Raw genomic sequence first — 13,682 nt, forward strand, 5'->3', positions numbered from 1 at the left:
CGTGTCGCGTGTTCACTACGCGACTTTGCGGTTCAACAGGACCGCAGGATATCCGGAATCCAGCGCATTCCGCCCGATATGTCATGAAGGGCCAGGTCAAAGCGCGTCTCTTCCCGGCACCATGAAGTGTTTTTGAGAATGAGATATTCGGCTGCGCATAGCAGCCTTTTCTGCTGGGCAGGTGAGAGCGCAAACGCGGCCTCATCGAGGGTCCTACGCTGCTTCACCTCGACAAAGAGGAGCCTTTTTGTCGAGGCCGCAATGAGATCGATTTCGCCATAGGGCGTCCTGCATCGCGTCGCGAGAATGCAGCAACCTTTCTTAAGCAGAAATTCGCCTGTGCGTCGTTCGGCTTCGAGCCCGGCAGCATGGGCCGCATGGCCTCTTGCTTGCCGGGTGAGGGTCATGCGCCGCGCGCGATAAGCCGTGCCGCTTCGACGGCGAAATAGGTCAGTACGCCGTTGCATCCGGCGCGCCGGAAGGCGAGGAGGCTTTCCAGAATGGCGCGATCGCGATCGAGCCAGCCATTCTGTATGGCGGCCATCAGCATCGCATATTCGCCTGACACCTGATAGGCGAAGGTCGGTACGGCAAAGTTGTCGCGCACACGCCGGATGATATCCAGATAAGGCATGCCCGGCTTGACCATGACCATATCGGCGCCTTCCTGTAGATCCTGCGCCACTTCGCGCAGGGCTTCGTCAGTATTGGCAGGGTCCATCTGATAGGTCTTCTTGTCGCCCTTAAGCAGGCCGCCCGACCCAAGCGCGTCACGGAACGGACCGTAAAATGCCGAGGCATATTTCGCGGCATAGGACATGATACGGGTGTTTTCATAGCCCGCCTTGTCGAGTGCTGCTCTGATGGCGCCTATGCGGCCATCCATCATATCGGATGGCGCAATGATATCGATGCCTGCAGCGGCCTGGTTCATGGCCTGAAGGGCGAGTATCTCGACCGAGGCATCATTGACGACATACCCATTCTCGATCAGCCCGTCATGCCCGTGGTCGGTATAGGGATCGAGGGCCACATCACCGATTAGCCCCAGATCGGGATAGAGGCGCTTGATTTCGCGGGCTGCCCGGCACATCAGATTATCGGGGTTCGTGGCCTCACGCCCCTTCGAATCACGGATGTCGGGTGGGGTGATCGGAAAAAGGGCGACGGCGGGGATGCCGAGCGCCACAGCTTCCTCAAGATGACTTTCCAGCAAATCGATACTGACGCGTTCAACACCAGGCATGGAGCTGACCTGCGTCCGCGTGTTCTGACCGTCACATACGAAGATCGGCCATATCAGGTTGTCGGTCGTCAGCGTGGTTTCAGCGACCAGCTTGCGGGTGAACCCGTCAAAGCGGTTGCGGCGGGCGCGACTAAGTGGATAGGCGCCAGTAATCATCGAGACAGCTCCCCGGTGGTGAGTTTGCTTTTCTTGTAGCCATAGGCGGCATACACGCCCAGCCCGGCAATCAGCCACAGAACAAGCCGCAGCCAGGTCAGGCTATCGAGCGAAAACATGACGACGGCACAGCTGATGATGCCGCAGATCGGCATGATCAGACCGCCCGGCGCCTTGAAAAGCCTGGGGCGGTTCGGCTCACGGATACGCAGGATCAGCACACCGACACAGACAAGGACAAAGGCCAGCAAGGTGCCGATGGAGGTCATATTGCCCAGTACCGAAATGGGCACGAGCCCGGCCAGAAGGCAGGTGACGACAAGAAAGATCAGGTGAGAGACGGCGGGGGCACGGGTGCGAGGGCTCAGGCGACCGAAAATGGCGGGCAGCAACCCGTCGCGCGACATGGCGTAGAACACGCGTACCTGACCCATCATGAGGCCCATCAGCACCGAGGTATAACCGAACAGGATGCTGAATTTGAGCGCACCCTGCAGCCACAAGAGATGGGTCACGTCGATGGCTGTAGCAACCGGGCTGCCATCATTCTCCATCTGGCGATAATCGACGACGCCGGTCAGGACGAAGGCGAAGGCGATATAGATGATGGTGCAGATCATCAGACTGCCCAGAATGCCGATCGGCATGGTGCGCTCAGGCCGTTTCGCTTCCTGTGCCGTGGTCGCGATGATGTCGAAGCCAAGATAGGCAAAGAAGATCATGCCCGCTGCACGCATGATCCCGGAAAGGCCGAAATGACCGAACTCGCCCGTATTGGGGGGAATGAACGGCGTATAATGCGCGCTCTGGATATAGGGCGTGCAGAAAATCATGAATGCCAGGATGACGGAGAGCTTGAGCACCACCACAATGGCATTGATGCGTGTCGATTCGGTAATGCCGCGCAGCAGAAGCAGAACGATCAGAACGAGCGCCGCCATGGCGGGGAGATTGATCCAGCCATGGGCTGAGCTGCCATCGGCCAGCGTTACCATGGTCATGGGCGAGGCCATCCATCTCGGATCCGGGTGGAGGTTCCACTGCCCGAGAATGGAAGACAGATAGCTCGACCAGCTCGACGCAACCGCAGCGGCACCAACTGTGTATTCGAGAACGAGATCCCAGCCGATGATCCAGGCGACCAGTTCGCCAAGAGTCGCATAGGCATAAGAATAGGCCGATCCCGCCGCGGGAATCATGCTGGCAAGCTCGGCATAGCAGAAAGCGGCAAAGCCGCAGGCAATGGCGGCAACCACGAAAGCCAGAATAACGGCGGGCCCGGCATTATGGGCTGCGGCGATACCTGTGAGAGAAAAAAGCCCGGCCCCGACAGTCGTCCCGACACCCAGCGCGATAAGGGCAAACGGGCCGATAACGCGCTTCATGCCATGTTCGGCGGTGTCATCCGTACCGCTATCGATCGGTTTGCGTCGCCAGAGAGCGGCGAGGGGCTGGGGCATTCAGTCTTCCTCTAAAACGTGTCACGCGCGCTAAACGGGTTGGCGGCGGGGGGAAATCTGGGATATTGGCGTTCGTGATACGCCATTTTGTGCGTCTGCGCGCCCCCTCTGGGAGAGAAAAGAATGTCAACTCGCGAGAACATGTCCGCTCAGCACGATTTCTTTCATCGCGGCCTGAATGAGGCCGATCCAGAGGTCGCGGCGATCATCAATGCCGAGCTGGTGCGCCAGCAGGACGGGATCGAACTGATCGCGTCCGAAAACATCACGTCCTTTGCCGTGCTGGAAGCCCAGGGCTCGGTTCTGACCAACAAATATGCTGAGGGCCTGCCGGGCAAGCGCTATTATGGCGGCTGCGTCGATGTCGACCGCGTCGAAAATCTTGCCATCGAACGCATCAAGGCCCTGTTCGGGGTCGAATTCGCCAATGTTCAGCCGCATTCGGGCGCCAATGCCAACCAGGCGGCTTTCATGGCGCTCGGTAAGCCGGGTGACACTGTGCTTGGCATGAGCCTTGCCGCTGGTGGTCACCTGACCCATGGCGCAGCACCGAATTATTCCGGCAAGTGGTTCAATGCCGTGCAGTACGGCGTACGCGCCGAAGATGGCACGCTGGATTATGAGGAAATGGAGCGTCTGGCACGCGAGCACAAGCCGACGATCATCGTGGCTGGTGGTTCGGCCTATCCGCGTCATATCGATTTCGCCCGCTTCCGTCGTATTGCCGATGAAGTCGGCGCCTATCTGATGGTTGACATGGCCCATTTCGCGGGTCTGGTCGCGGCCGGTCTGTTCCCGAGCCCTGTACCCCACGCTCATATTGTTACCAGCACCACCCACAAGACCCTTCGCGGCCCGCGTGGTGGCATCGTGCTCACCAATGACGCCGATATTGCCAAGAAGGTAAACTCGGCCGTGTTCCCCGGCCTGCAGGGTGGCCCGCTCATGCATGTCATCGCTGGCAAGGCCGTGGCATTCGGCGAAGCGCAGGGTGAGAAGTTCAAGGCCTATCAGACGGCGGTTGCTGATAATGCCCGCGTTCTGGCGGAAGAGCTGGTTGTGCGTGGCTTTGACATCGTGACCGGCGGCACCGACTGCCACCTGGTGCTTGTTGATCTGCGCCCCAAGAAGGTGACAGGCAAGATCGCCGAAGCCGCTCTCGAGCGCGCTGGCATCACGGCCAACAAGAACGCCATTCCGTTCGACCCGGAAAAGCCCTTTGTCACCTCGGGCATCCGTCTCGGCAGCCCGGCTGCGACCTCGCGTGGCTTTGGCAAGGAAGAGTTCCGCACCATTGCCCGCATGATCGATGAGGTTCTGAGCGCTTTCGGCACCGATGCGCAGGATGCCGTCGAGCAGCGCGTGCATGAAGAGGTCAAGACGCTCTGCCGTCGCTTCCCGATCTACGACGTCGCTTATCCCGGCGCCTGAGAGAGACCTTCGCCAGTCGCCCCGTGACCGGGGCGGCTGTCAGAGACGTCGTGCGAGACGCACGGCAAGCTGGCCGCGCCTGACACAGAGATTGGGCATGATCAGCACGCAATGGTCGTAGGGCGTACAGATTTCGTCCTCGCCATCGGTGGCGATAACCGTCCCTGCCGACTGGATCACGTGGCCGCCCTGATAGGGCTCAGTGAACGCAAAGCTCGCGCTTCTTGCGACAACGTTATCGGTCACTGTGGCCTGATGCGCAGCACCGTTGTCGGTATGTCGTGCGCCGAAATGCAGAAAAGCAGCATTATCGACAAATTGCCTGATCACACGGGCACTGATTTCTACCGTTTCGGGGCGCCAGTGCTGTCCGGCTTCAAGCAAAACGCTGGCAGGTGCGCCTGAGGCAGCCATAAATCGCTCATGCTCGATCAGACGGGCGCCACCCACATGACCGAGATCGGTGAGGGTGAGGAACTGAGTGTCCGATCTCGACGAGAGCATTCCCGCCAGCGCAATGGAGCGCTCGGTCTGAGGCGAGATGAAGAGCGGCGCTGACTCCCAGAGCATGGAGTGCAGGTCGAGAAGCAGATCGCTGCGCTGAATGATCGGCAGTAATTCTATTGCCCGTTCCATCTCGACAGAACCGGGGGGAAGGTCGAGACGGTCATGCGACCATACCCGGTTGAGATCTTCAGCGATGAAACGCGACGCTGTGGGATTTTCGGGATTGAAACGCCGGAACGCTGCCATATTGGCAAAAACAAAGCGCAGCACGCCACAAATCGGACGGATATCCTCGCGCAACAGGCGGTCTGAAGCTGCCGCCCCGGCAAACTCATTACCGTGAATAAGAGAGACTACGGTTATCTCGGGGCCTGGCATACCGCTATCGCGTTCAATGACGCCAGCGATGCCGTTATTGCCTTTTTCCCAGGGGGTAAGGTCGGGCGTTTCGATCAGGATGGGAAAGTCTGGCAGACGGCGGGGCAGGGCGAGCGTGGGAAGCAGGCGCTGGCGACGCTTGCGCACCGGATGATGGTCCCGCGGTGAAGCCCCACAACTCATGGAGCCAGACACACCTGTCGCACGAGGCGCTCGATCATGATTTCGCACCGCGTCAGCTGGTCGCGCTCTATCCATTCATCGGGCTTATGGGCCTGGGCAATATCACCGGGTCCGCAGACAATGGTCGGCAACCCTGCCTGCTGATAGATGCCCGCCTCCGTACCATACGAGACATAACCCGCGCTGTTGCGGCCCGTAATCTGCTGGAGCAGTGAAACGAGAGGCGCGCTCTCAGGCAGTGCCAGAGGGGGGAGGTCGACGAGGGCGGTATACTCCAGACCGCATTCAGGCCAGGCGTCACGCAGGGCCTGGTCGATAGGAGCGAGGCGATGGCGGATGCGCGCAAAAATCGCTTCATTGCTGTCGCCCGGAACAGCGCGCCATTCCATCTCGAAGCTCGCCTGTTCGGGCACGATGTTCAGAATGCTGCCGCCCTGCGCGAGCCCGACCTGCATGGTTGTGTGATCGGGTTCGAAGCCGCTGACATGCGGGCCGTCGCGCTCGAATTCATCGGCCATGGCAGCGATTTCAGCGATGGCGCGCCCCATAGCATGCAGGGCATTCGCGCCCAGCGCCGGTTGTGACGAGTGTGCCGGCCGGCCTTTGATGTCCACGCGTATGGTAAAGCGCCCTTTATGGGCGATGATCGGCGAGAGTAGCGTGGGCTCACCGATTACACAGAAATCCGGCATCAGATCCCGCAATTTCACGTCTTCGATGAGATAGCGCGCGCCGTTGCAGGTGATTTCTTCATCGAAGGTGAAAAACAGATGCACGGGTTTGCTGAGTGTCTTCGCCTTGATAGCCGGGACGGCCGCCAGCATGGCTGCGACGAAGCCCTTCATGTCGGCAGCACCACGTGCGTAAAGCTTGCCGTCCTTTTCGGTCAGGGTGAAGGGATCACGCGACCAGTCCTGTCCCTCTACCGGCACGCAATCGACATGGCCGGAAAGAGCGAGTCCGCCCTTCTCCTGAGGCCCCAGAATGGCGTGCAGATTCCATTTGCCGTCTTCCGGCCCGCGATGCTGCGAATAGGGCACCTCATGCGCATCGAGCCAGGATTCGATCCACTCGATCAGCGGCACATTGGGGTTCCGGCTTGTCGTGTCGAACGCGACAAGCTTTTCCAGAATCGCGACGCTGTCCATCAGTCGGGCCTTGGGAGGGGTCATAACGAAGAGTTTAGACCCCTGTCATGACAAACCTCAAGGCCAGCCCTCTCAGGAAACGATGCTGATGCGATAGCCGATCTCTTTTTCGATGGCGCGCAGCAATACGCGTTCATCTCGCGTGCAGAAGGCAAGTGCGGCACCTCTCTTGCCTGCGCGGGCGGTTCGACCGATGCGATGAACATATGTCTCGGCTTTTTCTGGCAGGTCGTAATTCACGACCAGAGCCACGTCATCGATATCAAGCCCACGCGCGGCAACGTCTGTGGTCAGCAGAATTTGAGCCCGCCCGGCGCGAAGCGCGTCGACTGCTTTCTGTCTTGCCCCCTGGGCAAGGTCACCATGCAGCACGGCGATGGACAGTCCCGCCTTGCGCAGAAGCTTGCCGATCTGGTCGACCGACGCCTTCGTGCGCAGAAAGACGATCTGGCGTCCTTCTGTCTCGGCGCACAGCCGGGTGAGCGTAGCCGGCTTCTCTTCCGTCTCGACGAACATTGCTCGTTGCTTGATGCGTCGCGGCGTTACGGTCTGGGTGGCGAATTCGAGTGTGACCGGCTTGTAGAGCAGGCGATTGGCCAGAGCCCGCCCGGCAGCCGGGAGTGTTGCCGAGCACAGCATGGCCTGACGCCTGTCCGGAAGATGCGGGATGATCTCGTCCATGGCGGTCAGGAAGTCTTCATCCAGCATCTGATCGACCTCATCGATCACGAGCATCGTCGTGGCATCAAGCCGGCAGGCGCCGCTCATGAGAAGATCGATCAGCCGCCCGGGGGTCGCCACGGCAATATCGACGCCCTCCGCCAGAGCCTCGACTTGGGCATCTTTCGGCAGGCCACCGCAGAGCAGGCGGGTGCGGAAGGCCAGTCTTCTGCCGATCTGGCGGCAGACTCCGGCAATCTGGGTGACGAGTTCACGTGTGGGGGCCAGAATCAGTACACGGGGCGCACCCGGCTGACGCGTGTCCTTGGAGGCAAGCAGATGCTGGAACGCTGGCGCCGCATAAGCGGCGGTCTTGCCTGAGCCGGTCTGTGCGATCAGCAGCACATCCTTGCCGCTCAGCACTTCCGGCCAAACGCGCGTCTGCACCTCGTTTGGCTTGTCGATACCGACCTGTTTCAGTCCGGCGATGATCAGAGGGTCGAAAAGTGGTGTGTCGGTCGAGAAAGCTTCGGTCATGACTGCTTCTTGCCAAAGTTCTGCGGGTGAAGGAATTGTTCAGTTATGAGTGTAGCCATCATTGCTGAAGATTTTGCCGGAATGCGCGCCCAGGCGAGCGGTCTTGTCGAACGGGCGGGACTGGAATGGCATTTCCATCCGGTCCGTATTGAGGGATTCTGGAAGCGTATCCCCACCCGGTTCTGTCCTGCGCCATTGCGTGCAACCGCGCCAATCGAGCTGCCCGAAGAGACGCGGCTGCTTGTCAGCGTCGGCGGAACGGGGGGCGCAGTCGCCGCTGCGGTCAAAAAGCGAACGGGATTGCCTCTGGTGCAGATCCAGAACCCGCGCATGGCGGCCCGTCACTTCGATCTGATTATCGCCAATGTGCATGATGAGATCGCCGGGCCGAATATCGTGTCGGTGCGCACAGCGCTTCATGGTGTGACGAGGGCGAAGCTCGACCTTGCACGGGCGAAATGGCAGCAGCGTCTGGCTGTGCCTGACAGGGCTCTGCTGAGTGTGCTGATTGGCGGCGCCAATGGCCGTTTTGGTTTTGGAGTTACTGAGGCACGAGGTCTCGCCGATCATCTGATCACGATCATGAACAGCGCCCCTGTTGCCGTTGCTCTGACACCGTCGCGCCGCACCGACGCGGAGGCGTTGAATGTGCTGAAGGAAAGGCTCGCCGCGCATCCTGCCTGGATCTGGGACGGGGAGGGAGAGAACCCCTATCACGGGCTGCTGGCCTGTGCAGACGCCATTGCGGTGACAACCGACAGCGTTTCGATGATGTCTGAAGCCGCTGCAACCGATGCGCCTGTCATGATTATCGATCTGCCGGGTCGGTCGCGCCGGATTTCAGCGTTTGTGCGCACTCTGGCAGAAGCCGACCGCGTTCGTCCCTTTACTGGTAAATGGGCCCCCTGGTCAGTAACGGCGCTTGACGATACCGGCAGAGGGGCAGATGAAATGATTCGGCGTCTCGCTCTCTGAAGCAGGAGTGGCGGGGTCCGTAATAAAGAAAACGGGTACAGGACGACCATGCTCGATATCATCACCTTCGACGCTCAGGGCGGCGGAAACATCCTCTACAAGGCGCTTGCCCATCCGGTGGCGAGTGAGGCCCTCAGGAGGTTGGAAACGACACTGACAGAAGGGGGCGCTTTCGCGGTTTACGACCCGGCTAACTGGCTGCGCACTTTGGTCGCGCTTTATCCGGGCCTGAAACCAAACGCAGGCGTCTATACGCATGACAGCGAGCAGGTTGGCCAGCCGGATGGGCTGGGTGGCACAAAGCATGCCCTGACAGACCTCTCCGCGGGTGATGCGACGATTGTGCTGGCGCTGTCATTCGAGCATGAAAAAATGTTGTCGCGCCTTGCCCGCGTGACACATTCCAACCAGCAGGTGCTTTCGCTCGAGCCCGCAAAGCTGCCCGACTGGATGCTGAGCAATCCGCGCAATTATCTCGACAAGCTGAATTTTGCGACGAATTTCGCTTTCTTTCGCGAAGACTCACGCTTCAGCACACGCCTGGTGACGGCCAATTACTGGTGCAACTACGACGCGGTCGATGTGCGTTACTGGATGCGCCTCTACGATGAGAATGGCGTCATTCTGGCCGAGTGGCAGGAAGAAGTGCCCGACGCGCCTGCCGGCATCGTGGTGGATAGCGCTGTCATCCGGAAGCGCTTCAATCTGCCCGCATTCTGTGGGCAGCTTTTCATTCATGTTCTCGGCGCGCGCGGGCATGATGTCGTGAAATACGCACTCGATACCTATGGCAAGAACGGCGAGCCGAGCCTCTCGGTCACGCATGATGCCAATGCCTGGCCGTCGCCGCGCTTTGCGACGCTTCCTGCGCCCCGTGACGGTGAGAAGCTGGTGCTCTGGATTCAGAACAGCCATGCAACGCCGATCCCTGCCGGGGCGATCACCATCAATCAGATGGGCGAGGAAAAGCATTTCGAGGTGCCTGTGGCGGTTGGGCCGTTTTCGACCTATGCGCTCGATGTGGGCGCGCTGGTGACAGGCATCGTCTGGCCAGCCCAGCTCGAACTGCGTTCGGGCAACCACCTTGTCCGGCCGCGCTACGAAATTACCCAGGGCGCCCTGACACGTATTGCGCATCTCAATGTCGAGCGTCGCGATCTGTCGCCCGAGCCGTCGCTGCGCAAGCTTCCAAAATCGATGGGGCGCGGCTTCGTCCTGCCATTTCCCATTCTCGACCCACGGCATTTCACGAGCGTCGTGCAGCCAAACCCGATGTCGGAAAAAATCACCAGCCTGCCGCTGCGGCTGGATATCTTCGACGAGTCAGGAACGCTGGTCGGACAGAAATTTCTCGGCAACCTCCCGCGTAATCACGAGACAGCCATTGCCCTGCATGAACTGACCGATCGTGCCGGTCATGCGGACCTTGTCTATGATTTTCGCGATGGCGGCGAAGCCGATGGCTGGATGCATGCCCTCATGCGCTACGAGAACCGTGAGAACGGCCACTCAGCCGAGACGAGTTTCGGCGGTCATATCTTCAATACGCTCATGACCTGGCGCTCCGAGCCGCAATCCTATTCCGGCCCGCCGCCGGGTCTGACGACACGCCTGTTCCTGAAGCTGGGTCAGGAAGGGCATGAGAGCTTCTCCTGCCTTATCCATCCCGCATCGGTAGAGGGGACGGAGGCTTCGGAAACCATCCTCCATCTTTATTCCAACGCCGGTGTGGAGCTGGAGCGCCGCAAGATAAGCATCAATCCGTCAGGGTCGTTCATGGTCTGGCCGCACGAGATTTTCGGTGCCGAAAAACTCGCTGAGGCAGGGATTGGCGGCTACGTGCTGATTCGTGACATGTCATGCCGCCTGTTTGGCTATCATGGCCAGAGAAACGGGGCAGGCGGCTTCTCGCTCGATCATATGTTTGGCTTCTGATCAGGTTTTTTCGTTTTGCATCTTGTCGCGTCTCCTGCCCTTTGCTAGAGACGCGTCACCGCAGGATGGGTGCGTAGCTCAGCGGTAGAGCACTGCCTTCACACGGCAGGGGTCACAGGTTCAATCCCTGTCGCACCCACCATCCTCACCCGCAGAAAATCGCCGTTTTTTGAAGATTGGCCTTGATAGGCATTAGTTCGCTGCGGTCTATCCCGGCACGTTTCGAGACGAGTCATATCGTGTCAAACTGTGCCAGATCCGTGCCCCTAGCACTAATCAACGAAATACTGCATGCCTGCACGGCGGTTTCGCTGTGTGACCTGCTGCAGCTTATTCCTTGTCGTCTCATCGATAGGACAGCGGATTTTGATTCCGCCAATCTTGGTTCGAACCCAAGCGAGGGAGCCATGCTGCGCGTTGGCGTGCGAGAGAAAACGCGCCTGAATCCACGCGTTGTTTCTCGCTCGCCAAGACAGGTTGCAGCCTTTTGTGGTCTCTGAAGTGCTGGCTTGCTTTCTAGAGCATGACCCGCTGAGACCTGACCCGCCTGTGTAACAACTTGACCTCACATGATTACCAGTTCCAGACTGCCTGTTCCTGCTCGCGAATATGCTGTTCCAGTTCGCGTGGCAGGATATTGCGGAAGCGTGATTTGGGATCGAGTGTGATATCGGCCATGGTCTCGATATCCTGATCGTCCTTGTATTGCGGCATGTCGAAGCTGAGCGCGCTGTAATCGAAGAGATCGTTCTCGCTTTGCCAGTAGCGCGGCCCTTCCATGATCAGGTCGTTGAAATTCGTCTGATAAGGGCCCGGATTGATGGTGGCGATGGTAACATCGCGCTCGGCGAATTCCTGATGCAGTGATTGCGCAAGCGTTTCTAGCGCGTGTTTTGAGCCACAATAGGCACCTGCAAACGGAACGGTTAGGATACCGCCAATGGACGACATGAAAACGATGCGTGTCGGCCCGCTATTCCTGCGAGCATGGAGATATTCACGCGTCAGGGCGAGCGTTGCAAAGAAGTTGATTTCATACTGCTCGCGCAAAATATCGTCGGACATGTCGGCGAGCGAGCCGCCCTGACCGATACCGGCATTATTGACGAGGATATCGAAATCTTCGCGAAGAATACGTTCTCGGTCACGAACTGAAGTGATGTCGAGCCTCGAGACTTCGAGCGTCAGCCCCAGTGCCTCGGCCTCCTGCCGCAAGGTGCCGACCTGCGAGGTTATTTCAACCCTGGCATGCACGCTGTGGCCGCGACGCGCGAGGGAAAAGGCGAGCATGCGGCCGAACCCTGTTCCGGCGCCGGTAATAAGAATGCTGGTCATGACGATATCTCCGTGGAGGTAAGGGCCTGTGCAGCAGCCTGTGCTGCCGTGTGATCGCTGTCCGGCTTGTCGCTTGACAGCCCGATGAACAGCGTTTCGCCGGTCGGGCTGTGAGAGATCAGTCCACCCGCAAGAAAGCAGTAGCGTGTGTCCTTGATGGCCCCTGTGATTTGCGGCAGGGCAAGCAGCGTCTGCGTGTCGAGCTGAAAGGCATGAGCTGTGACAGCCTTTGCACGGCTGAAACCCTCACTGCAGGGCAGGATTTCGGTGCTTCGGAAAAACAGGATTTCCTGGCCCTGCTCGTTGAGGACGCAACAACAATATCGATCCGAATGCGCTGCGATGGCGGTCATCGCCTTGTCGATGCGGCTGTAAAGCGTGTGCATGGTGAAGCTCTTTCCGTCAGGGGCATCATGCGAAAGCCGCGGATCGCGCTGAGCGATTGGCGTCTTCCTTCGTGCTGCCAGCTTGTGAGAGCTCAACCTTATCGATAGGGTCTGGCGGATATATCCCTATATATCCGGAAATCCGGCTGAAAGCGCCAGATGTCACTCAGTGAAGGGGACGTTGTAGAATGGATCTGCTCGACCGGATCTTCCTGTCTCTCAGAACGCAAGGGGAGGTGTGGGGGCGTATCACCCTGGCGGGGCGCTATGGTCTGGCTTTTCCAAAGCAGCATGCCGTTTTCATGGCCGTGATGGAGGGGCAGTGCCTCATCAATCAGGACGAAGGGCCGCTCATCACTTTGTGCGAGGGAGATTTTCTCTTTTTTCCTGCTGCCTCCCGTTTTCATCTTCGCAGCGATGCCGAGATCGCCTTCACTACGCCGTTGACCGCATCCCAGCTTGCGACATGGCAGGAGACGAGCACCCTGGAATATCAGGAGAATACAGGCGCAGGCGTTTCTCTTGTGGTCGGTTGTTTTACGCTCATATCGGCGGAGGCCCCTCTGCTGTTCCAGGAATTGCCGCCAATCCTGCATGTGTCCGCAAGTGAGGCCGATACTTTGTCGCGTCAGGTTCGGAAGATGATGCGTGACGAGATTTTAAGCGTCGAGCCCGGTGCGTCGACCACGGTCGACCGGTTGGCAGAGATACTGATGATACGGACCCTCAGGCAGGCGATCAGGGACAATGCCCGGATCGACGGCGCCGGGTGGCTGAGGGCGATGGGTGACACCAGAATTCACAGGGCAATGCAGTTGATGCATGATGACCTTTCGATGGTCTGGACCGTATCCGGGCTTGCCCAGCAAGTTGGCATGTCGCGCTCGGCTTTCGCTGATCGTTTTCGACGGCTGGTCGGCATGACGCCGATGGAGCATCTGATAGGCTGGCGCATGGCCTTTGCTGCCGATCTGCTCAGATCGGATCGAAAGATGAAGATTGAGTCGGTTGCCGCAAGAGTTGGCTATCTGTCGGAACGCGCTTTTCGCGAGGCTTTCTCGAAAACCTATGGCTGCAGCCCTGACAGATATCGCAGATCATGATGAGGCGATGAGGTGGGTTCCTGCAAGTCACCTAATCTCAGCTGGCGCAGCCAACGCCCTCTCTGGACGTAGACATAGTGATGTCAGCGCAAGAGCGCGGGTAGAGGCTTGTCTGTATAGGGATTTTCGGGTGACGAGACGGTCACTGCACGACGCCGCGCAAGAGTAACGGGAAAGACCTCCTGGGCCGAGCCAGCTGTGGCTGCTCGTTTTCTATCGGGTTTCTCATGCTCTTGCGCGGC

General features: G+C 59.1%; 12 protein-coding genes and 1 tRNA gene. 5 read left to right on the forward strand and 8 right to left on the reverse strand.

From position 1 onward, the window contains the following. Positions 1-32: 32 nt before the first annotated feature. The 3 genes from AAID99_RS03640 to AAID99_RS03650 are packed head-to-tail and all read right to left on the reverse strand — an operon-like array spanning position 33 to position 2,862. Positions 33-407, reverse strand: coding sequence for a YraN family protein (locus AAID99_RS03640; protein WP_498493167.1), 375 nt, complete (start codon positions 405-407; stop codon positions 33-35). Beyond that, positions 404-1,402, reverse strand: a complete 999-nt coding sequence (gene hemB / locus AAID99_RS03645) for a porphobilinogen synthase (RefSeq protein ID WP_188427294.1) — start codon at positions 1,400-1,402, stop codon at positions 404-406. The genes AAID99_RS03640 and hemB overlap by 4 nt, the downstream gene beginning before the upstream one ends. After that, the gene (locus AAID99_RS03650) at positions 1,399-2,862 is read right to left on the reverse strand and encodes an APC family permease (protein WP_498493168.1); all 1,464 of its coding nucleotides are present in this window, start codon (positions 2,860-2,862) and stop codon (positions 1,399-1,401) included. Before AAID99_RS03650 ends, hemB begins: the two co-directional genes overlap by 4 nt. 123 nt (positions 2,863-2,985) lie before the next feature. Here AAID99_RS03650 and glyA point away from each other — a divergent pair, with 123 nt between their 5' ends. Next, the gene (gene glyA / locus AAID99_RS03655; RefSeq protein WP_371869884.1) at positions 2,986-4,293 is read left to right on the forward strand and encodes a serine hydroxymethyltransferase; all 1,308 of its coding nucleotides are present in this window, start codon (positions 2,986-2,988) and stop codon (positions 4,291-4,293) included. Between the two features lie 39 nt (positions 4,294-4,332). Here the strand turns inward: glyA and AAID99_RS03660 are convergent, their stop codons facing one another. From AAID99_RS03660 to AAID99_RS03670, 3 genes are all read right to left on the reverse strand, one after another. Next, on the reverse strand, positions 4,333-5,361 hold the full coding sequence (locus AAID99_RS03660) for a M14 family metallopeptidase (RefSeq protein WP_188427296.1): 1,029 nt from the start codon (positions 5,359-5,361) through the stop codon (positions 4,333-4,335). Next, positions 5,358-6,509 carry an acetylornithine deacetylase gene (gene argE, locus AAID99_RS03665; protein WP_498493169.1) on the reverse strand — a complete coding sequence of 384 codons (1,152 nt, stop codon included), beginning with the start codon at positions 6,507-6,509 and terminating at the stop codon, positions 5,358-5,360. The genes AAID99_RS03660 and argE overlap by 4 nt, the downstream gene beginning before the upstream one ends. A gap of 72 nt (positions 6,510-6,581) precedes the next feature. After that, positions 6,582-7,706 carry a DEAD/DEAH box helicase gene (locus tag AAID99_RS03670; protein WP_188427298.1) on the reverse strand — a complete coding sequence of 375 codons (1,125 nt, stop codon included), beginning with the start codon at positions 7,704-7,706 and terminating at the stop codon, positions 6,582-6,584. Between the two features lie 45 nt (positions 7,707-7,751). Between AAID99_RS03670 and AAID99_RS03675 the strand changes: the two genes are divergently transcribed. From AAID99_RS03675 to AAID99_RS03685, 3 genes are all read left to right on the forward strand, one after another. Next, positions 7,752-8,681, forward strand: coding sequence for a mitochondrial fission ELM1 family protein (locus tag AAID99_RS03675; protein ID WP_188427299.1), 930 nt, complete (start codon positions 7,752-7,754; stop codon positions 8,679-8,681). Between the two features lie 48 nt (positions 8,682-8,729). After that, positions 8,730-10,616 (forward strand): hypothetical protein, encoded by a 1,887-nt coding sequence (locus tag AAID99_RS03680; RefSeq protein ID WP_498493170.1) that lies wholly within the window; start codon positions 8,730-8,732, stop codon positions 10,614-10,616. A 67-nt stretch (positions 10,617-10,683) separates the two neighbouring features. Then, positions 10,684-10,758 (forward strand) — tRNA-Val (locus AAID99_RS03685). Between the two features lie 431 nt (positions 10,759-11,189). Here AAID99_RS03685 and AAID99_RS03690 read toward each other — a convergent pair. Together AAID99_RS03690 and AAID99_RS03695 are read right to left on the reverse strand one after the other, a co-directional pair. After that, complete coding sequence (locus AAID99_RS03690) at positions 11,190-11,951, reverse strand: SDR family oxidoreductase (protein WP_498493171.1); 762 nt, start codon at positions 11,949-11,951, stop codon at positions 11,190-11,192. Then, entirely contained in the window at positions 11,948-12,337 is a 390-nt protein-coding gene (locus AAID99_RS03695; RefSeq protein WP_188427302.1) for a heme-binding protein, read from the reverse strand. Before AAID99_RS03695 ends, AAID99_RS03690 begins: the two co-directional genes overlap by 4 nt. A 188-nt stretch (positions 12,338-12,525) precedes the next feature. Between AAID99_RS03695 and AAID99_RS03700 the strand changes: the two genes are divergently transcribed. After that, a complete protein-coding gene (locus AAID99_RS03700) occupies positions 12,526-13,440 on the forward strand; it encodes an AraC family transcriptional regulator (protein WP_188427303.1) in 915 nt (304 codons plus the stop codon). Positions 13,441-13,682: the final 242 nt, after the last annotated feature.

The organism is Asaia sp. Ae19-3 (assembly GCF_059801175.1).